General features: G+C 72.4%; 15 protein-coding genes and 1 tRNA gene. 12 read left to right on the top strand and 4 right to left on the bottom strand.

The genetic code is table 11. The annotated features are described in order from the left end of the window. The first annotated feature begins 2 nt into the window (after positions 1-2). The 8 genes from AB0E07_RS18540 (at position 3) to AB0E07_RS18505 (ending at position 8,611) form a co-directional block, all read left to right on the top strand. Positions 3-1,181, top strand: coding sequence for an inositol-3-phosphate synthase (locus AB0E07_RS18540; protein WP_362252619.1), 1,179 nt, complete (start codon positions 3-5; stop codon positions 1,179-1,181). Next, a complete protein-coding gene (locus tag AB0E07_RS18535) occupies positions 1,178-2,389 on the top strand; it encodes an SCO3242 family prenyltransferase (RefSeq protein WP_362252616.1) in 1,212 nt (403 codons plus the stop codon). Before AB0E07_RS18540 ends, AB0E07_RS18535 begins: the two co-directional genes overlap by 4 nt. Further along, entirely contained in the window at positions 2,386-3,330 is a 945-nt protein-coding gene (locus tag AB0E07_RS18530) for a sugar phosphate isomerase/epimerase family protein (protein ID WP_362252613.1), read from the top strand. The genes AB0E07_RS18535 and AB0E07_RS18530 overlap by 4 nt, the downstream gene beginning before the upstream one ends. After that, positions 3,327-4,067, top strand: coding sequence for an EboA domain-containing protein (locus AB0E07_RS18525; protein WP_362252609.1), 741 nt, complete (start codon positions 3,327-3,329; stop codon positions 4,065-4,067). The genes AB0E07_RS18530 and AB0E07_RS18525 overlap by 4 nt, the downstream gene beginning before the upstream one ends. Further along, on the top strand, positions 4,067-4,915 hold the full coding sequence (locus AB0E07_RS18520) for a TatD family hydrolase (protein WP_362252606.1): 849 nt from the start codon (positions 4,067-4,069) through the stop codon (positions 4,913-4,915). The genes AB0E07_RS18525 and AB0E07_RS18520 overlap by 1 nt, the downstream gene beginning before the upstream one ends. A 3-nt stretch (positions 4,916-4,918) precedes the next feature. Continuing rightward, positions 4,919-6,076, top strand: coding sequence for a metabolite traffic protein EboE (eboE, locus tag AB0E07_RS18515; protein ID WP_362252603.1), 1,158 nt, complete (start codon positions 4,919-4,921; stop codon positions 6,074-6,076). Further along, a complete protein-coding gene (locus AB0E07_RS18510; protein WP_362252600.1) occupies positions 6,073-7,482 on the top strand; it encodes a nucleotide pyrophosphatase/phosphodiesterase family protein in 1,410 nt (469 codons plus the stop codon). The genes eboE and AB0E07_RS18510 overlap by 4 nt, the downstream gene beginning before the upstream one ends. A 79-nt stretch (positions 7,483-7,561) precedes the next feature. After that, positions 7,562-8,611 carry a sugar phosphate isomerase/epimerase gene (locus AB0E07_RS18505; protein WP_362252597.1) on the top strand — a complete coding sequence of 350 codons (1,050 nt, stop codon included), beginning with the start codon at positions 7,562-7,564 and terminating at the stop codon, positions 8,609-8,611. A 78-nt stretch (positions 8,612-8,689) separates the two neighbouring features. On the opposite strand, the gene AB0E07_RS18500 is transcribed toward AB0E07_RS18505, so the two are convergent. The 4 genes from AB0E07_RS18500 to AB0E07_RS18485 all read right to left on the bottom strand — a co-directional run bounded on the left by AB0E07_RS18500 (position 8,690) and on the right by AB0E07_RS18485 (position 15,281). Then, positions 8,690-10,075 (bottom strand): OFA family MFS transporter, encoded by a 1,386-nt coding sequence (locus AB0E07_RS18500; RefSeq protein WP_362252594.1) that lies wholly within the window; start codon positions 10,073-10,075, stop codon positions 8,690-8,692. A 122-nt stretch (positions 10,076-10,197) separates the two neighbouring features. Further along, complete coding sequence (locus AB0E07_RS18495) at positions 10,198-12,342, bottom strand: acetate--CoA ligase family protein (RefSeq protein ID WP_362252591.1); 2,145 nt, start codon at positions 12,340-12,342, stop codon at positions 10,198-10,200. A gap of 4 nt (positions 12,343-12,346) precedes the next feature. Continuing rightward, positions 12,347-13,588, bottom strand: coding sequence for a formyl-CoA transferase (gene frc / locus AB0E07_RS18490; RefSeq protein WP_362252588.1), 1,242 nt, complete (start codon positions 13,586-13,588; stop codon positions 12,347-12,349). Positions 13,589-13,598: 10 nt separating this feature from the next. Beyond that, positions 13,599-15,281: a thiamine pyrophosphate-binding protein gene (locus AB0E07_RS18485; RefSeq protein WP_362252585.1), complete on the bottom strand. Its 1,683-nt coding sequence runs from the start codon at positions 15,279-15,281 to the stop codon at positions 13,599-13,601. 145 nt (positions 15,282-15,426) lie between these two features. Here AB0E07_RS18485 and sucC point away from each other — a divergent pair, with 145 nt between their 5' ends. The 4 genes from sucC (at position 15,427) to AB0E07_RS18465 (ending at position 19,335) form a co-directional block, all read left to right on the top strand. Further along, complete coding sequence (gene sucC, locus AB0E07_RS18480; protein WP_362252582.1) at positions 15,427-16,557, top strand: ADP-forming succinate--CoA ligase subunit beta; 1,131 nt, start codon at positions 15,427-15,429, stop codon at positions 16,555-16,557. 14 nt (positions 16,558-16,571) lie between these two features. Next, the gene (sucD, locus tag AB0E07_RS18475) at positions 16,572-17,456 is read left to right on the top strand and encodes a succinate--CoA ligase subunit alpha (RefSeq protein ID WP_362252579.1); all 885 of its coding nucleotides are present in this window, start codon (positions 16,572-16,574) and stop codon (positions 17,454-17,456) included. A 52-nt stretch (positions 17,457-17,508) separates the two neighbouring features. Next, a complete protein-coding gene (locus AB0E07_RS18470; RefSeq protein WP_362252577.1) occupies positions 17,509-19,056 on the top strand; it encodes an aldehyde dehydrogenase family protein in 1,548 nt (515 codons plus the stop codon). Between the two features lie 191 nt (positions 19,057-19,247). Beyond that, positions 19,248-19,335: transfer RNA gene (locus AB0E07_RS18465), tRNA-Leu, on the top strand. The last annotated feature ends 181 nt before the right edge of the window (positions 19,336-19,516 follow it).

Genomic DNA, 19,516 nt, shown 5'->3' with positions numbered 1-19,516 from the left:
TCATGTCCGCGTCCCTTGCCCGACCGCGTGTGGGGGTGTGGCTGATCGGAGCACGCGGCTCCGTCGCCACCACCGTCGTCACGGGGTGCGCCGCCGTCACCGCCGGACTCCACCCGGCCACCGGCATGGTGACCGAGACCCCGGCCTTCGCCGACAGCGGCCTGCCCGCCCTGTCCGACCTCGTCTTCGGCGGCCACGACACCCTCGACTGCCCGCTCCCCAAACGGGCCGAGACCCTCACCGCCGGCGGAGTCCTGCCGCCCGGGGTCGCCACCGCCGTCGCCGCCGAACTCGCCGCCGCCGACCGGGAGATCCGGCCCGGCGGCCCCGTACCGGGCGACACCAGGACCGAGGCCGAACTGATCGCGGCCTTCGCCGACGACATCCGTGACTTCACGCACCGGCACGCCCTGGCACGGACCGTCGTCGTCAACGTCGCCTCCACCGAACCCGCCCCGCAGCAGCCCGGCGCCCCCCTTCCCGCCGGCACCCTGTACGCGCTGGCTGCCCTGCGGACCGGCTGCTCCTACGTCAACTTCACCCCCTCCGCCGGCCTGCACCACCCCGTCGCCGCCCGCGAGGCCGAGCTGAGCGGCCTGCCGCACGCGGGCCGCGACGGCAAGACCGGCCAGACCCTGCTGCGAGCCGTGCTCGGACCGATGTTCGCCCAGCGCGCCCTCACCGTACGGGCCTGGTCCGGCACCAACCTGCTCGGCGGCGGCGACGGAGCGGCTCTCGCCGACCCGGCCGCCGCGGCGGCGAAGAACGCGGGCAAGGAACGCGTCCTCGCCGACACCCTCGGCACGGTCCCCGAGGGGCAGGTGCACATCGACGACGTCCCCGCCCTCGGCGACTGGAAGACCGCCTGGGACCACATCGCCTTCGACGGCTTCCTCGGCACCCGCATGGTCCTCCAGACCATCTGGCAGGGCTGCGACTCGGCGCTGGCCGCGCCCCTCGTCCTCGACCTGGCGCGGCTGACCGCCCGGGCCCACGAGCGCGGCCTGTCGGGCCCTCTCGGCGCCCTCGGCTTCTACTTCAAGGACCCGGTGGGCTCCGGCCCCGCGTCCCTCGCCGAGCAGTACGGGGAACTCGTCCGCTTCGGGGCGCTGCTGGCCGGTCCGGACGCGGCGGCGGACGCGGGCCCAACACCGGGGAGCGGCGTGGGGGAGGCGGGGTGAGCGGGCTCGGCAGGGCCGGCACCTGCCACCCCTGGGCCGAACTCCTGCGCCTGCCCGCCCTGTTCACCGTCCCGGGCGACGCCCTGGCCGGAGCGGCGGCCACCGGAGCGCCCCGTAGCCCCCGCACCCTGCTGGCCATCGGTTCCTCCCTCTGCCTGTACGAGGCCGGCATGGCCCTCAACGACTGGGCCGACCGCGCCGAGGACGCCGTCGAACGCCCGCACCGCCCCCTGCCCTCCGGTCGCGTCCGCCCCGCCGCCGCCCTCACCGCGGCCTGCGCCCTCACGGCCACCGGACTGGCCCTCGCCGCCCGCGCGGGCCGTCCCGCACTCCGCGTCGCCGTCCCGCTCGCCGCCACGGTCTGGGCCTACGACCTGCGCCTGAAGCACACCCCGGCGGGACCCGCGGCGATGGCGACGGCCCGCGCCCTCGACCTGCTGCTCGGCGCCGCGGCCACCGGCGGTCCCACCCGCAGGGCCCTGCCGTCCGCGGCCCTGCTCGGCACCCACACCCTGGCGGTCACCCTCGTCTCCCGGAAGGAAACCCAGGGCGGCTCCTCCCTGGCCCCCCTCGCGGCACTCGCGACAACGGGACTACTGGGCGCCCGGATCGCGGGCGCCCGGATCCCAGGCATCCGAGCCACAGGCGCCCGGGTCACAGGCGTCCGGGTCACAGGCGTCCGGGTCGCAGGCGCCCGGGTCACAGGCGTCCGCGCGGACGGGCGAGGCGCGCCCGCCGGAGCGAGCGGGACGGGTACGGGGGCCGGGATCGGCACGGGGGCCTGGATCGGCACTGGATCCGGCACCGGGACCGGGTCCCGCACCGGGACCGGCAGTGGGATTGGGACCGGGACCGGCAGTGGGACTGGCACTGGCACCGGCACCGGCACCGGCACTGGGACCGGGTCCGGGACCGGGAGTGGCACCGGCACGGGGGCCGAGTCCGTTACGGCAGGCGGAGTGGGGACCGCCGCCCTCCGTGCCGCCTTAGCCGCGACCTACGCCGCGACCGCCGCCCGCCCCTACCTGCACGCCGCCCTCAACCCCTCACCCCCGCTCACCCAACGCGCCGTCGGCGCCGGCGTCCGCGCCGCCATCCCCCTCCAGGCCGCCCTCGCCGCCCGCGCCGGCGCCCCCGTCACCGCGGTGCTGGTCGCGGCCCTCGCCCCGCTGGGCCGCCGGTTCGCGAGGAAGGTGAGCATCACGTGACCCCCACGCCGGGTCCCGCCCCCTCCCTGCGCTTCGGCTACGGCACCAACGGCCTCACCGACCTCCGCCTCGACGACGCGCTCTCCCTCCTCGCCGACCTCGGCTACGACGGCGTCGGCCTGACCCTCGACCACATGCACCTGGACCCGCTCGCCCCGGACCTCCCCGGCCGCGTGAGCCGCCTCGCGCACCGGCTGGACACCCTGGGCCTCGACGTCACCGTCGAAACCGGGGCCCGCTACGTCCTCGACCCCCGCCGCAAGCACGGCCCCTCCCTCCTCGACCCCGACCCCGGCGCCCGCGCCCGCCGGGCCGACCTGCTGATCCGCGCGGTCGGGATCGCCGCCGACCTCGGCGCCCACGCCGTGCACTGCTTCAGCGGCGTCCCCCCGCACGGCGTCGACCCGGACACCGCCTGGAAGAGGCTGGCCGCATCGCTCACCCCCGTCCTCGAAGCGGCCGCCACCGCGGGGATCCCCCTCGCCGTCGAACCCGAGCCCGGCCACCTCCTCGCCACCCTCGCCGACTTCCACCACCTGCGCCGCCTCCTCGGGGACCCCGCCCCCTTCGGCCTGACCCTCGACATCGGCCACTGCCAGTGCCTCGAACCCCTCCCTCCCGCCGACTGCGTCCGGGCCGCGGCTCCCTGGCTGCGGCACGTCCAGATCGAGGACATGCGCCGCGGCGTCCACGAACACCTGCCCTTCGGCGACGGCGAGATCGACTTCCCGCCCGTCCTGGCGGCCCTCGCCGCCACCGGCTACCGGGGCCTGACCGTGGTGGAACTGCCCCGCCACTCCCACGCCGGCCCCCACCACGCCGAGCGCTCCCTCCCGTTCCTCCGCGCCGCCGCCGCCGCCACCGCCACCGCCGCTGCGGGGCCCACCCCCGCCCCGCACCCCGGCGAACCCTCGGCCATCCCCGAAGGGAGCACCTCATGACCCACCCCCGCCCCACCACGGGCACCCCCACGGGCACCCCCACAGCGGACCCCGCCCGACGGCCCGCTCCCGGCGCCGCCCTCGCACAGTCTCCGCCCGCAGAGCTCCGGGCCCACCTGAGAACCCACCTCCCGGGAGCCGCCCGCGCCTGGCTGGACCAGGCCCTCGACGAGGCCGCCGCCCATCCCGGCGCCCACGGACCCATCTCCGTCTGGGAGTTGCGGGTGGCCGAGGCGGGCCGCCGCTGCGGCGCCGGGCACGCCGACGCCGTCCGCCTCCTCATCCTGATCGCGGCGCGGGCCGACGCCGACGCGGCCGCCCGCGTCTACTTCCAGGGCACCGGCGCCGAACGCCGGGCCGTCCTGCACGCCCTGCCCCACCTCGTGCCGGGCCCGGAGGCCCTCCCGCTCGTCGAGGACGCCCTGCGCACCAACGACACCGGAATCCTCGGCGCCGCCGTCGGCCCCTACGCCGCCCGGCACCTCGACCCCCACCAGTGGCGCCACGCCGTACTGAAGTGCCTTTTTACCGGCGTGCCCGTCAGCGCCGTGGCGGACCTGGAGCGCCGGGCCCGTGCCGACACCGAACTCGCCCGCATGCTCGACGACTACGCCGCCGAACGCACCGCCGCCGGCCGCACCGTCCCCGAGGACCTGTACCGCGTCCTGGCCCTGACCGAGGCGGGCCCGCCCGCACCGCCGCACGGCTCGGTCCACCCCCACGGCAAGGAGTCCTGATGCGCATCTTCGACCCCCACATCCACATGACGTCCAGGACCACCGACGACTACCGGGCCATGCACGACGCGGGCGTCCGCGCCGTCGTCGAACCCTCCTTCTGGCTGGGCCAGCCCCGCACCTCGCCGGCCACCTTCCTCGACTACTTCGACTCCCTCCTCGGCTGGGAGCCCTTCCGGGCCGCCCAGTACGGCATCGCCCACCACTGCACGCTCGCCCTCAACCCCAAGGAGGCGAACGACCCCCGCTGCCTCCCGGTCCTCGACGAACTGCCCCGGTATCTCGTCAAGGACCAGGTCGTCGCCGTCGGGGAGATCGGCTACGACTCGATGACCCCGGCCGAGGACTCTGCCCTCGCCGCCCAGCTCCAGCTCGCCGCCGACCACGGGCTGCCCGCGCTGGTGCACACCCCGCACCGCGACAAGGCGGCCGGGCTGCGGCGCACCCTGGACGTCGTCCGCGAGTCCGCGCTGCCCGTCGACCGCGTCCTGGTCGACCACCTCAACGAGACCACCGTCAAGGAGGCCAAGGACAGCGGCTGCTGGCTCGGCTTCTCCGTCTATCCCGACACCAAGATGGACGAGGAGCGGATGGTCGCCGTGCTGCGGGCCCACGGACCCGAGCGGGTGCTGGTGAACTCCGCCGCCGACTGGGGCCGCAGCGACCCCCTGAAGACCCGCAGGGTCGGCGAGGCGATGCTGGCCGACGGCTTCACCGAGGACGAGGTCGACCGCGTGCTGTGGCGCAACCCCGTCGCCTTCTACGGGCTCAGCGGCCGGCTCAACCTGGAGATCGCGGCCCCCGACGCCACCCACGAGGGCAACTCCATCCTGCGCGGCGGGGCGTGAGCGATGCGCTTCCGGCACCCCGACGGCTCCACCGTCCACCTCGCCTACTGCACCAACGTACACCCCGCGGAAACCCTCGACGGGGTCCTCGCCCAACTGCGCGACCACTGCGAACCGGTCCGCCGGCGCCTCGGCCGCGACCGCCTCGGCATCGGCCTGTGGCTGGCCAGGGACGCCGCGCGCGCCCTCGTCACCGACCCGGCCGCCCTGCGCGGCCTGCGCTGCGAACTCGACCGGCGGGGACTCGAAGTCGTCACCCTCAACGGCTTCCCCTACGAAGGCTTCGGCGCCGAGGAGGTCAAGTACCGCGTCTACCGCCCGGACTGGACCGAACCCGAACGCCTCGACCACACCACCGCCCTCGCCCGGGTCCTGACCGGCCTGCTCCCCGACGACGTCGACGAGGGCAGCATCTCCACCCTGCCGCTCGCCTGGCGGACCCGCCCCGCCGAGTCCGCCCGCACCGCGCTGCGCGCGCTCGGCGAACGCCTCGACGCGCTCGCGGAACTCACCGGCCGTTCCATCCGGATCGGACTGGAACCCGAACCGGGCTGCGTCGTCGAGACGACCGCCGACGCCATCGCCCCGCTCGCCGCGATCGGCCACCCCCGCATCGGGATCTGCGTCGACACCTGCCACCTCGCCACCTCCTTCGAAGATCCGCACACCGCCCTGGACGCCCTCACCGCGTCCCGGACACCCGTCGTCAAATCCCAGCTCTCCGCCGCCCTGCACGCCGAGCAACCCCACCTGCCCGAGGTGCGCGAGGCGCTCGCCGCCTTCGACGAACCCCGCTTCCTGCACCAGACCCGCGCCCGGACGGCGGCCGGCCTGCGCGGCACCGACGACCTCGGCGAAGCCCTCACCGGCCGGGCACTCCCCGACGCCGTGCCCTGGCGGTCCCACTTCCACGTCCCGCTGCACGCGGCCCCCGCCGCGCCCCTCACCTCCACCCTCCCCGTCCTGAAGGACACACTGACCCGGCTCGTCGGCGGCCCCCGCCCCCTCGTCCGCCATCTGGAGGTCGAGACCTACACCTGGCAGGCCCTCCCGCCCGAACTGCGCCCCGGCACCCGCGCCCAGCTCGCCGACGGCATCGCCGCCGAACTCACCCTGGCCCGCGACCTGCTGACCGACCTCGGCCTGAAGGAGCTGCCATGAACACCAGCGCCCCACGGACCGCCCCCGACAGCGGTCCCGTCCCGCTCCTCGTCCTCGACGTCGTCGGCCTCACCCCCCGTCTCCTCGACCACATGCCCCACCTCAAGACCCTCGCCGGGTCCGGTTCACGCGCCGCGCTCGGCACCGTGCTGCCCGCCGTCACCTGCGCCGCCCAATCCACCTTCCTCACCGGCACCCACCCGTCCGAGCACGGAATCGTCGGCAACGGCTGGTACTTCCGGGAACTCGGCGACGTCCTGCTGTGGCGCCAGCACAACGGCCTGGTCGCCGGCGACAAGCTCTGGGACGCCGCGCGCCGCGCCCACCCCGGCTACACCGTCGCCAACATCTGCTGGTGGTACGCCATGGGCGCCGACACCGACATCACCGTCACCCCCCGCCCGATCTACTACGCCGACGGCCGCAAGGAACCCGACTGCTACACCCGCCCGCCCCACCTGCACGACGAACTCACCGAGAAACTCGGCACCTTCCCCCTCTTCCACTTCTGGGGACCCGGCGCCGACCTGGTCTCCAGCCGCTGGATCATCGACGCCACCCGCCACATCATCCGCACGCGCCACCCGGACCTGGCCCTCACCTACCTCCCCCATCTCGACTACGACCTCCAGCGCTTCGGCCCCGACGACCCGCGCTCCCTGAAGGCGGCCACCGACCTCGACACCGCGCTGGCACCGCTCCTGGACGACGCCCGCGCCGAGGGCCGTACCGTCGTCGTGCTCTCCGAATACGGCATCACCCGTGTGAACCGGCCCGTCGACATCAACCGCGCCCTGCGCCGCGCGGGCCTGCTGGAGGTCCACACCCAGGACGGCATGGAGTACCTGGACGCGATGGCGTCCCGCGCCTTCGCCGTCGCCGACCACCAGATCGCCCATGTCTATGTGCGCCGCCCCGAGGACCTCGACGCGACCCGGGCGGCGCTGGACGGACTGCCCGGACTCGGTGAACTCCTCGACGACGAGGGCAAGAAGGCCCACCACCTCGACCATCCGCGCGCCGGCGAACTCGTCGCCCTCGCGGAGCCGGACGCCTGGTTCACGTACTACTACTGGCTCGACGACGATCGCGCGCCCGACTTCGCGCGCCTGGTCGAGATCCACCGCAAACCCGGCTACGACCCGGTCGAGCTGTTCATGGACCCGCTCGACCCCTACGTCAAGGTCAAGGCCGCCACCGCCCTGGCGCGCAAGAAGCTCGGCATGCGCTACCGCATGGCGGTCGTGCCCCTGGACCCCTCACCTATTCGCGGCAGCCACGGCCGCCTTCCGCAGAGCGACGACGACGGTCCGCTCCTCATCTGCTCCACCCCCCGTGCTGTCGGCGACCGTCTCGCGGCCACCGATGTGAAAGCCCTACTGCTCCGAGTCGCCGGTCTCGCCTGAGGGGACCCCCCGGACCTCGACCGGTTCCCAGTGAAGCACTCACCACCGACAACGCCCCGTGACCAGGAGGAGTTCCCGCATGAGCCGCATGATCCAGCCCGACCCCGAACTCACCCACCGACTCAGCAGACGAGGCATGCTCGGCGTGGCCGCGGGCACCACCGCCGCCGCACTGCTGGGCAGCGCGGCCACCCCGGCGGCGGCCGCGCCCCCGGCGGCGGCCCCCGCCGCCTCAGCCGGGCGCCGCGGCCGTCCCGTCCTGCCGCCCGGACGCCTCGGTATCCAGCTGTACAGCCTCCGCGACAAGGTCTCCACCCTCGGCTTCGCCCCCGTCTTCGCCGAACTGGAGAAGTACGGCTACGACGAGGTCGAGTTCGCCGGCTACACCCAGGGCTCGGCGGGCCCCATCACCCTCGCCCAGCTGAAGCGGCTGGCCCGCGACCACGGCCTGAACCCCATCGGCAGCCACGTCGGCTACTACTCCGACGACCCGGCCGCGTACACCTTCGCCACCAACCTCACCAAGGTCCTCGACGACGCCCAGGCCCTCGGCCTCAAGCACATCGGCACCGCCTCGGGCCCCTTCCGCTACGGCTCGACCGTCGACGCCTGGAAGCGCGCCGCCGAGGACTTCAACACCTACGGCGCGGCGGCACGGGCCCGCGGCATGAAGTTCTACCAGCACAACCACTCCGAGGAGTTCTCCTTCGCCACCGACAACCCCAAGGTCCGCCTCTACGACGTGCTCCTCGCGGAGACCGACCCCGATCTCGTCTTCCTGGAGATGGACATCTTCTGGGCCTACTCGGGCCAGTTCCGCTTCTCCAAGCGGCCCGACGGCAGGCCCGCGCCCTTCGACCCCCTGAACTACGTCCTCAGGCAGCCGCACCGCTACCCGCTCTTCCACGTCAAGGACGGCGTCAGCGACCCGGCGAACCAGTACGGCTACCGCATGACCGACGTCGGTGACGGGGACATCGACTACCAGCGGTTCATCTCCGGGGTGACCCGGCTGCGGGGCCAACGGTTCGCCCACCACTGGCAGGCCGAGCACGACAACCCGGCCGAGTCCTTCACCTTCGCCCGCAAGTCCAGCGAGCACCTGCACTCCCTCCGCGAGAAGTGCTGACAGCCGTACCCGCACGAGGAGGCCCTCCCCGCGACGGGGAGGGCCTCCTCGGCCGTACGGACGGTCAGCGCGCCGGCCTCACGCCGTCTCCTCGCCGAGCGGTTGGGGATTGGGGACGATGCGCCTGCCCTTGTCACGCCCCGGCGGGGTGAGGAACAGCGCCATGCAGCCGGCGAACAGCGAGATGGAACCGGCCAGGATGAAGGCACCGGAGTGCCCCCAGGCGCTGACGACCACGGCGCCCATGCCCGCGCCGAGCCCGGAGACGAGCTTGGCGCTGTAGACCATGCCGTAGTTGGACGCGTTGTTGTTCTCACCGAAGTAGTCGGCGGTGAGCGCGGCGAACATGGGGAAGATGGCGCCGCCGCCGAAGCCGGAGATCGAGGAGAAGACCAGGAAGAGCGGAAGGTTCTTCGCCTCGGCCGACCAGAGGATGCCGTACTGGGAGAGGCCGAGGATGACGCAGACGACGAGCAGGCACCGCTTGCGTCCGTAGAGGTCGGAGAGCCAGCCGATGACACCGCGGCCGGTGCCGTTGACGATCGCCTTCAGTGACATCGCCGTCGCCACGATGCCCCCGGCGAAGCCCGCCTCCTCGCCGATGTCCACCTGGAAGGCGATGCCGAAGATGTTCACGCCCGAGGTGCAGGCCAGGCAGAACCACATCAGGGCGACCCGGCCGGTGCCCCACGCCTCCTTCGGGGAGTACTGGCGGACCGCGGGCGGGTTCATGCGCATCGAGCGCGCCGCGCGCGGGTCCTTGGGCGGGTTGAGCGGATCGACGGCGGCCGGCCACCAGTTCTTCGGCGGGTCCTTGAAGAAGAAGCCGGCGAAGCCGACCATCCCGGCCAGCAGGACACCGGCCGAGACCAGCACCCAGCGGAAGTTCGTCAGATCCATGTAGCCGTTGAAGAGGAACACGAAGGGAACCGAACCGTAGGCGAAACCGCCGTTGACGAAGCCGGTCTTGCCGCCCTTGCGCTCCGGGTACCACTTGCCGACCATGTTGACGCAGGTGGCGTACACCATGCCCGCGCCCATGCCGCTGAACATGCTGAAGCCGATGTAGGCGAAGACGACATGCGGCGCGAACGCCAGCGAGAGATAGCCCAGCAGGGTGCCCACCGCGCCGAGCATCATCGCCCAGCGGGCCGGAAGCCGGCCGCTCTCACGCAGTTTTCCCGCGGGGAAGGCCACCGCGGCCTGGAAGAAGACCCAGACGGTCATCATCCAGAAGATGTGCATGCTGTTCCAGGAATGCGCGGTGTGCAGGGTGTCCTCGGCGGACGCGAACGCGTATTCGGCGGAGGAGATGCCCATCATGCCGATCCAGGGCAGGATCACCATCCACTTGCGCTTGCGCCCCATGATGTCGATGTCGGACTCGCCCACGCGGTAGACGCGTCCGTTCTTGTCGGCCACCTCCCGGTAGGCGGCGACCTGTGGAACGTCGGTGGTTGTCACGGCTCGTTGCACCCCTTGCGTCGAAAGATCTGGCCAGCGCCCCCTGTCCGTTGCCTTTCGTGCGCGCACGGGTCCTGGCGCCGGCCGACGCGCACCGTCGGCCGGCCCCGAACTCCCTCACGTCATGAACCGCCCCCCAACAGTCCCGCGGCCCGCGCCCAGCGGTACTTCGCGCCGAGCACGGCCACCGGCTGCTCGGTCGTGTACGGGTACGCCACGACCCCCCGCTCGTACAGGTACTGGCAGGCCGCCTCGACCTCGACGTCGCCCGCGAGCGACGCCACGACCGGCTTCTCGACGCCGCGCTCGCGGAACTCGGCCACCACGCGCGCGGTCAGCTCGGCGAAGACCATCGGGGGAGTGACGATGGTGTGCCAGTAGCCGAGGACCAGCGCGTGGACACGCGGATCCTCCAGACCCAGCCGGATGGTCGCCTCGTACGTCGAGGGCGGCTCGCCCCCGGTGATGTCGACCGGGTTGCCCGCGGCCCCGAACGGCGGGATGAACGCCCGGAACGAGGCGTCCAGGTCGGGCGGGATCTCCATCAGGGTCAGGCCGTTGTCGGTGACCGCGTCGGACAGCAGCACCCCGCTGCCGCCCGCCCCGGTGATGATCACCACGTTGTCGCCCCGGGGGGTGGGCAGCACCGGCAACGCGCGCGCGTACTCCAGCATGTCGCGCAGGCCGGGCGCCCGGATCACCCCCGCCTGCCGCAGGATGTCGTCGTACACGGCGTCGTCGCCCGCGAGCGCCCCGGTGTGCGATCCGGCCGCCCTGGCTCCGGCGGCGGTCCGGCCGGCCTTGAGCACGACGACAGGCTTCCTCGGTACGGTCGCCCGAGCGGCCTCGACGAAGGCGCGGCCGTCCTTGAGATCCTCCAGGTGCATCGCGATGCACTCGGTGCGCGGGTCCTCGCCGAACCAGGTCAGGAGGTCGTCCTCGTCCAGGTCCGACTTGTTGCCCAGGCCGACGATCGCCGACACGCCCGTCCTCGTGGTGCGGGCGAAGCCCAGGACGGCCATGCCGATGCCACCGGACTGCGAGGTCAGCGCCACCCCGCCCTTGACGTCGTACGGCGTGCAGAACGTGGCGCACAGGTCCTGCCACGTCGAGTAGTAGCCGTAGATGTTCGGCCCGAGCAGCCGCACGCCGTGCCGCTCGGCGATCGCGACGATCTCGGCCTGGAGTCCGTGCTCCCCGGTCTCCGCGAACCCGGACGGGATCAGCACCGCGTTGGGGATCCCCTTGCGTCCCACCTCCTCAAGGGCCGAGGCCACGAACCGGGCGGGGATCGCGAAGACCGCGACGTCCACCTCACCGGGGACGTCCGTGACACTCCGGTACGCCTTGCGGCCCAGGATGTCGTCGGCCTTGGGGTTCACCGGGTGGATCTCTCCGGAGAAGCCGCCGTCGACCAGGTTGCGCATCACCGAATTGCCGATCTTGCCCTGCTCGTTGGAGGCGCCGATCACGGCGACCGACGAGGGCTGCATCAGGCGGCGCATCGAGGTGAGGATCTCCTCGCGCGTGTACCTGCGGCGCTCCGGCGGCTGCTCCTGGGCGAGGATCACCCGGATGTCGGCGGCGGTCGCCCCCTCGGGCGTGGCGATCACCGGGTTGAGGTCCACCTCGGCGATCTCCGGGAAGTCCGTGACGAGTTGCGAGACCCGGCGGATCTGCTCCGCCACGGCCCAGCGGTCCACGGCCGCCTGCCCGCGCACCCCGCGCAGGACCTCCGCCGCGCGGATCGAGTCCAGCATCGACAGGGCCTCGTCGGCGTCCACCGGGGCGAGCCGGAAGGTGACGTCCTTGAGGACCTCGACCAGCACCCCGCCGAGCCCGAACGCGACGACCTTCCCGAACGTCGGATCCGTCACCGCCCCGACGATGACCTCCTGCCCCGGGGGCAGGAGTCGCTGGACCTGGACGCCCTCGATGCGCGCCGAGGCGTCGTAGGCGCGCGCGTTGGCGACGATCCGGTGGAACGCCTCCCGTACCCCGGCCGCGCCCTCCACGCCCACGACCACTCCGCCGGCGTCGGTCTTGTGCAGGATGTCCGGGGAGACGATCTTCAGCACCACGGGTCCCGCGAAGCGGGCCGCGTACGCCACCGCCTCCTCGACGTCGGTGGCGAGTTCCTCCCCGGGTACGGCGATCCCGTAGGCGTCCGCGATCACCTTGCCCTCGGGGGCGGTCAGCGCGGTGCGCCCCTCGGCCCGCACGGAGTCGAGCAGCGCGCGCACCCTCAGGGCCCGGTCCTCCGCCATCACGTCAGATCACCCCGTTCGACTTGAGCAGGCGCAGCTCCTCGTCACCGAGACCCAGCTCGCCGACGAAGACCTCTTCGTTGTGCTCGCCGAGCAGGGGCGAACTGCTCACCTCCACGGGTGAGTCGGACAGCTTCAGCGGGCTGCCGACGGTCACGAACTCGCCCCGCTCGGGATGCGGCACGGTGACCACCATCTCGTTGTCGACCAGGGAGGCGTCCTCGATGATCTCCTTGGTGGACAGGATCGGGCCGCACGGGATGTTGTGCGCGTTGAGCCTCTCCAGCACCTCCCACTTGGGCAGGGTCGCGGACCACTCCTCGATCAGCTGGAACATCTTGCCCAGCTTCGGCAGCCGGGACTCCGGGGTCGCCCACTCGGGGTCGTCGGCCAGCTCGGGCCGGCCGATCAGCTCGCTGAGAGGCTTCCAGCCGACGGGCTGCACGATGACGTACACGTAGTCGTTCGGGCCGCCCGGCGCGCACCTGACGGCCCAGCCGGGCTGCCCGCCGCCGGACGCGTTGCCCGAGCGGGGAACCTCCGTGCCGAAGTCGTCGTTGGGGTATTCAGCGAGTGGGCCATGGGTCAGGCGCTGCTGGTCGCGCAGCTTCACCCGGCAGAGGTTGAGCACCGCGTGCTGCATGGCCACGTTCACCCGCTGCCCACGCCCGGTGGTCTCCCGCTGGAACAGCGCGGCGAGGATGCCCGCCACCGCGTGGACGCCCGTGCCCGAGTCCCCGATCTGGGCCCCCGTCGCCAGCGGCGGCCCGTCCTCGAAACCGGTGGTCGACATCGAACCGCCCATCGCCTGCGCGACGACCTCGTACGCCTTGAAGTTGGTGTACGGGCCCTCGCCGAACCCCTTGATGGAGGCATAGACGATCCGTGGATTGATCTCCTGGATGCGGTCCCAGGTGAAGCCCATCCGGTCGACCGCGCCCGGACCGAAGTTCTCGACCATGACGTCGGAGCGCCGGATCAGCTCGGTGAGCAGTTCCTTGCCGCGCTCGGTCTTGGTGTTGAGGGTGATGCTGCGCTTGTTGCAGTTGAGCATCGTGAAGTAGAGCGAGTCGACGTCCGGCAGGTCACGCAGCTGCTTGCGCGTGATGTCGCCGGTCGGCGCCTCCAGCTTCACGACGTCCGCGCCGAGCCAGGCGAGCAGCTGGGTCGCGGAGGGACCGGACTGGACGTGCGTCATGTCCAGGACGCGGATGCCGTCGAGTGCCTTGTGCGGCGTTCCAGTCATGGCAGCCACCTCACTTGTACATCGTCTGGTTCATGGTTCCGGGGGCGTACGCGTCCGGGTCGACCCAGACGTTGATCAGGGAGGGCTTCCCGGACTCGCGGGCGCGCCGCAGCGCGGGGCCGATGTCGGCGGGGTCGCGGACCTCCTCGCCGTAGCCGCCGAGCATCTGGGCGAACTTGTCGTAGTGGACGTCGCCGAGGGTGTTGCCGACGCGTTCGCGGGCCTCGCCGTACTTGGCCTTCTGGCCGTAGCGGATCTGGTTCATCGAGGAGTTGTTGCCGACGATGCCGACGAAGGGGAGGTCGTAGCGGACCAGGGTCTCGAAGTCCCAGCCGGTGAGGGAGAAGGCGCCGTCGCCGAAGAGGGCCACCACCTCCTTGTCCGGGCGGGCCTGCTTGGCCGCGAGGACGAAGGGGACGCCGACGCCGAGGGTGCCGAGCGGTCCCGGGTCCATCCAGTGGCCGGGCGACTTGGGCTGCACGACCTGACCGGAGAAGGTGACGATGTCGCCGCCGTCCCCGATGTAGATGGAGTCCTCGGTGAGGAAGTCGTTGATCTCGCTGACCAGCCGGTAGGGGTGGATCGGGGAGGCGTTCGAGCGCAGGTGCGGCAGCCGCTTGTCGAGCGCGGTCCGTTCGGCGGCGCGCAGTTCGTCGAGCCACTCCTTGCGCTGGGTGGCGCCGCCGTTCAGGCGCCCCGAGGCGGCCTCGGTGACCTGCCTGAGCACCAGTCCGGCGTCGCCGACGATGCCGAGGTCGATGTCGCGGTTCTTGCCGACGGTCCGGTAGTCCAGGTCGATCTGGACGACGGTCGCGTCCGGGGACAGCCGCTTGCCGTAGCCCATGCGGAAGTCGAAGGGCGTGCCGACGATGACGATGACGTCGGCGCCCGAGAAGGCGTACCGGCGTGACAGCTGGAAGTGGTGCGGGTCGCCGGGCGGCAGGGTGCCGCGTCCGGCGCCGTTCATGTAGGCGGGGATGTTGAGCGTGCGGACCAGTTCGACGGCAGCCTCGGTGCCGCGGGTCGTCCACACCTGGCTGCCCAGCAGGATCGCGGGCTTCTCGGCGTGCACGAGGAGGTCGGCGAGCCGCTCGATCGCCTCCGGGTCGCCGGCGGAACGGGTGGAGGCGCGGTAGGCGCCGGGGCGGGGCACGCGGGCCTTGGCGGCGGGCACCTTGGCGTCCAGGACGTCCCGCGGGATCTCCAGGAAGGACGGGCCGGGCGCGCCGTGGTAGCACTCGCGGAACGCCATGGAGACCATGTCCGCCGCACGCGCGGTGTCGGGCACGGCCGCGGCGAACTTGGTGATCGGCGTCATCATGTCGACGTGCGGAAGGTCCTGGAGCGAGCCCATCTTGTGCTGGGTGAGTGCCCCTTGGCCGCCGATCAGCAGCATGGGGGACTCGGCGCGGAAGGCGTTGGCCACGCCGGTGACCGCGTCGGTCGTGCCGGGTCCGGCGGTGACGACGGCGCAGCCGGGCCTGCCGGTGATCCGGGCGTAGCCGTCGGCGGCGTGCGCGGCGACCTGTTCGTGGCGTACGTCGACGACTTCGATGCCCTCGTCGACGCAGCCGTCGTAGATGTCGATGATGTGGCCGCCGCACAGGGTGTAGATGCGGTCGACCCCCTCGGCCTTGAGGGCCTTGGCTACGAGATGGCCACCGGAGATGACGTCCTGGGTGTCGTCGGGCATGGCGAAGTCCTGTCCCTTCGTAGGGGGTTGGAGCGGCTCACGCGGTACATTGCATACAGTCGACGAATACTGTATGAAGCTTGTTATCCCGCATCCGATGGGTGGTGTCCAGGGGGCGTGCGGCACTTTTGAGTCAGGAGCCGGAATGGACCTGTACGAGCACCAGGCAAGACAACTCTTCGAGGAATACGGCATCTTGGTGCCGAGGGCCGAAGTCACGGACTCCGCCGAGGAGGCCCGCGGGATCGCCCGCCGGCTGGGCGGCAGGGTCGTCGTCAAGGCCCAGGTGAAAACGGGTGGGCGCGGCAAGGCGGGCGGGGTGAGGCTCGCCGCTGACCCGGCCGCGGCCGAACTGACGGCGCGGCAGATCCTCGGCATGGACATCAAGGGCCACCGCGTCGGCACCGTCATGCTGGCCCAACCCGTCGACATCGAGACCGAGTTCTACGTCTCCTACGTCCTCGATCGCGCGGCCGGGCGCTTCCTCGCCATCGCCTCCGCCGAAGGGGGCATGGAGATCGAGGAGGTCGCGGCCCAACGCCCGGAGGTGGTGGCCCGCGTCCCCGTCGACCCGGCCGAGGGCGTCACCTCCGCCAAGGCGCAGGAGATCGCGGCGGCGGCCGGACTCCCGCCGCGTACCGTCGACGTGCTCGTCCGGCTCTGGGAGGTACTGGTCCGCGAGGACGCCGTGCTCGTCGAGGTCAACCCGCTCGTCCGCACCCGGCAGGGGCGGATCCTCGCCCTCGACGGCAAGGTCACCCTCGACGACAACGCCGCCTTCCGGCAGACCCGTTGGGGCGCAGAGGCCGAGACGCGCGCGGACCCGCTGGAGGCGTCGGCCGTGGCGAAGGGCCTCAACTACGTCGGGCTCGACGGCGAGGTCGGCATCATCGGCAACGGCGCGGGACTCGTCATGTCGACGCTCGACGTGGTCGCCGGCTGCGGCGCCCGACCCGCCAACTTCCTCGACATCGGCGGCGGCGCCTCCGCCCGGATCATGGCCGACGGACTGTCCGTGGTCCTCGCCGACCCGGCCGTGAAGTCGGTCCTGGTCAATGTCTTCGGCGGGATCACCGCCTGCGACGCGGTCGCCGACGGCATCGTGCGGGCGCTGGAGACCGTCCGGCTGACGAAGCCGCTGGTCGTCCGCCTCGACGGCAACAACGCCGCCCGCGGCCGGGCGATTCTCGACGCCCGCGCCCATCCCCTGGTCGAGCAGGCCACCACCATGGACGGCGCCGCCCGGCAGGCCGCCCGACTCGCGACCGCAGCCTGAGGAGACGGGACACCATGGCGATCCACCTCACCAAGGAGAGCAAGGTCCTCGTCCAGGGCATGACCGGCGGCGAGGGTATGAAGCACACCCGGCGCATGCTCGCCGCGGGCACGAACGTCGTCGGCGGCGTCAACCCCCGCAAGGCGGGCCGCACCGTCGACTTCGACGAGCGCGCCGTCCCCGTCTTCGGCTCGGTCGCCGAGGGCATCGCGGAGACCGGCGCGGACGTCAGCGTCCTGTTCGTACCGCCCGCCTTCGCCAAGGCGGCCGTCATCGAGGCCGCCGACGCCGGGATCGGCCTCGCGGTCGTCATCACCGAGGGCATCCCCGTCCACGACTCCGTCGCCTTCCTCGCCCACGCGAAGTCCCGGGGCACCCGCGTCCTCGGACCCAACTGTCCGGGCCTGATCACCCCGGGCCAGTCCAACGCGGGCATCATCCCGGCCGACATCGCCAAGCCGGGCCGTATCGGCCTGGTCTCCAAGTCGGGCACGCTCACCTACCAACTGATGCACGAACTGCGCGACATCGGCTTCTCCACCTGCGTGGGCATCGGCGGGGACCCGGTCGTCGGCACCAGCCACATCGACTGCCTCACCGCCTTCCAGGACGACCCCGACACCGAACTGATCGTCCTCATCGGGGAGATCGGCGGCGACGCGGAGGAACGCGCGGCCGCCCACGTCCGCGACCACGTCACCAAGCCCGTCGTCGGCTACATCGCCGGATTCACCGCGCCCGAGGGCAGGACCATGGGCCACGCGGGCGCCATCGTGTCCGGCTCCTCCGGTACGGCGGCGGCGAAGCGTACGGCCCTTCAGGCCGCCGGGGTCCGGGTGGGGAGCACCCCCACGGAGACCGCGCGGCTCGTCCTCGACCTGCTCGGCGAAGAGCGGTAGCCGCCTCCCCTCCACCCCGCCCCCGACCGTGCACCGAGAGCGGAGCAACCCCATGACGACGACCACCACCCTCGCCCTCAAACCGGGCACCTCCTGGGCCGATGCCTGGCGGCGCTGTCTCGCCGTCGCCCCGGAGGCGTTCCGCGACGACCGCGTCCTCAACCTCTGGAACGGCACCTGGCACGCCGACGGCCGGGTCCTGCCCGCCACCGGACCCGTCGACGGCGGGCCCCTCGCCGGCCCGCCCCGCCTGGACCGGGCCACCGCCCACCGCGCCGTACGCGCCTCGCTCGACCAGCACCGAGCCTGGCGGCACATCCCGCTCGACGAGCGGCGCGCCCGCGTCGCGGCCACCCTCGACGCGCTCGCCGAGCACCGCGACCTGCTGGCCCTCCTGCTGGTCTGGGAGATCGGCAAGCCCTGGCGGCTCGCCCGCGCCGACGTCGACCGGGCCGTCGACGGCGTGCGCTGGTACGTCGACGGCATCGAGCCGATGCTCGCCGGACGGTCCCCGCTGGAAGGTCCCGTCTCCAACATCGCCAGCTGGAACTACCCGATGAGCGTGCTCGTTCACGCGGTACTGGTACAGGCACTGGCAGGCAACGCGGTCATCGCCAAGACCCCGACCGACGGCGGAGTCGCCTGCCTCACCCTGGCCTCGGCGCTCGCCGCGCGCGAGGGGATTCCCGTCACCCTCGTCAGCGGCAGCGGGAGCGAGCTGTCCCCGGCGCTGGTGCGAGCGCCCGAGATCGGCTGCGTCTCCTTCGTCGGCGGTCGCGACACCGGCGCCGCGGTGGCCACGGCAGTCGCCGACCTCGGCAAACGGCACATCCTCGAACAGGAGGGACTCAACACCTGGGGCATCTGGAACCACTCCGACTGGGACGCGTTCGGCGCGGTCGTGCCGAAGCTCTTCGACTACGGCAAACAGCGCTGCACGGCCTACCCGCGCTTCGTCGTCCAGCGCGAGCTGTTCGACGAGTTCCTGGCCGTCTACCTCCCGGCGGTCCGCACGCTCAGGGTCGGCCACCCCCTGGCCGTGGAACACCCCGACGACCCCTGCCCCGCGCTGGACTTCGGCCCGGTGATCAGCGCGGCCAAGGCCAAGGAGCTGCACGACCAGGTCGCCGAGGCGATCGACCGGGGTGCCGTCCCGCTGCACCGGGGCCGCCCGTCCGAGGCGCGCCTCCTCCCCGGCCAGGACACCGCCGCCTACGTCCAGCCCGTCACCCTGCTCAACCCGCCGCCCTCCTCGCCGCTGCACCACGCGGAACCGTTCGGCCCGGTCGACACCGTCGTCCTGGTCGACACCGAGGCGGAACTGCTCGCCGCCATGAACGCCTCCAACGGCGCCCTGGTGGCCACGCTCTCCACGGACGACCGGTCGGTCTTCGAGCGGCTCGCCCCGCAGATCCGCGCGTTCAAGGTCGGCCACGGCGTCCCGCGTTCCCGAGGGGACCGCGACGAGCTGTTCGGCGGGTTCGGCGGGTCCTGGCGAGGCGCCTTCGTCGGCGGCGAGCTGCTGGTGCGCGCCGTCACACGAGGCCCGGAGGGCGAGCGGCTGCCGGGGAACTTCCCGGACCACCACCTCATGCCCTGAGCCCGCGACCTGGGACGACCCGGCCGCCATCGCGCCTCGGTGACGGCCGGGTCACCACGGGTGACGCCTCGCGCGGGCGCCTGCCGAGGCCCTCCCGCCCACGGAAAACGCGGGTGATTGGCACTCCGAAACCTTGGTATTGTTGTCCATGTCGCCGCGGGGAACACCCCCGGTCAGGCGGCATACACCCGGTCCGGGTGGCGGAATGGCAGACGCGCTAGCTTGAGGTGCTAGTGCCCTTTATCGGGCGTGGGGGTTCAAGTCCCCCCTCGGACACCAGCAGGGACGTTCACGAGATCGTCCCGAAGCGTTCACGAATTACCGGTCGAGTCATGTGACTCGCCGGTATTTCGTCGTTTCTGGGGCCTTGAGCCTCGTGATCGGCCCGGTGAGGGGGTGGGGCGGTGGCGGTCCAGGTACTGCGCCTCTCGCCTGCGGAAACAGGACATGCCTGCGCCAC

It is taken from the genome of Streptomyces sp. NPDC048002, assembly GCF_040653275.1.
Taxonomy (GTDB): domain Bacteria; phylum Actinomycetota; class Actinomycetes; order Streptomycetales; family Streptomycetaceae; genus Streptomyces.
This window is presented reverse-complemented; position numbering and strand designations above follow the sequence as displayed.

What these genes read in the sequence shown, in the direction of transcription:
- AB0E07_RS18540 (WP_362252619.1), top strand. Translation starts at nt 3, where the DNA reads ATGTCCGCGTCCCTTGCCCGACCGCGTGTGGGGGTGTGGCTGATCGGA.
- AB0E07_RS18525 (WP_362252609.1), top strand. Translation starts at nt 3,327, where the DNA reads ATGACCCACCCCCGCCCCACCACGGGCACCCCCACGGGCACCCCCACA.
- AB0E07_RS18520 (WP_362252606.1), top strand. Translation starts at nt 4,067, where the DNA reads ATGCGCATCTTCGACCCCCACATCCACATGACGTCCAGGACCACCGAC.
- eboE (WP_362252603.1), top strand. Translation starts at nt 4,919, where the DNA reads ATGCGCTTCCGGCACCCCGACGGCTCCACCGTCCACCTCGCCTACTGC.
- AB0E07_RS18510 (WP_362252600.1), top strand. Translation starts at nt 6,073, where the DNA reads ATGAACACCAGCGCCCCACGGACCGCCCCCGACAGCGGTCCCGTCCCG.
- AB0E07_RS18505 (WP_362252597.1), top strand. Translation starts at nt 7,562, where the DNA reads ATGAGCCGCATGATCCAGCCCGACCCCGAACTCACCCACCGACTCAGC.
- AB0E07_RS18495 (WP_362252591.1), bottom strand. Translation starts at nt 12,342, where the DNA reads ATGGCGGAGGACCGGGCCCTGAGGGTGCGCGCGCTGCTCGACTCCGTG.
- frc (WP_362252588.1), bottom strand. Translation starts at nt 13,588, where the DNA reads ATGACTGGAACGCCGCACAAGGCACTCGACGGCATCCGCGTCCTGGAC.
- AB0E07_RS18485 (WP_362252585.1), bottom strand. Translation starts at nt 15,281, where the DNA reads ATGCCCGACGACACCCAGGACGTCATCTCCGGTGGCCATCTCGTAGCC.
- sucC (WP_362252582.1), top strand. Translation starts at nt 15,427, where the DNA reads ATGGACCTGTACGAGCACCAGGCAAGACAACTCTTCGAGGAATACGGC.
- sucD (WP_362252579.1), top strand. Translation starts at nt 16,572, where the DNA reads ATGGCGATCCACCTCACCAAGGAGAGCAAGGTCCTCGTCCAGGGCATG.
- AB0E07_RS18470 (WP_362252577.1), top strand. Translation starts at nt 17,509, where the DNA reads ATGACGACGACCACCACCCTCGCCCTCAAACCGGGCACCTCCTGGGCC.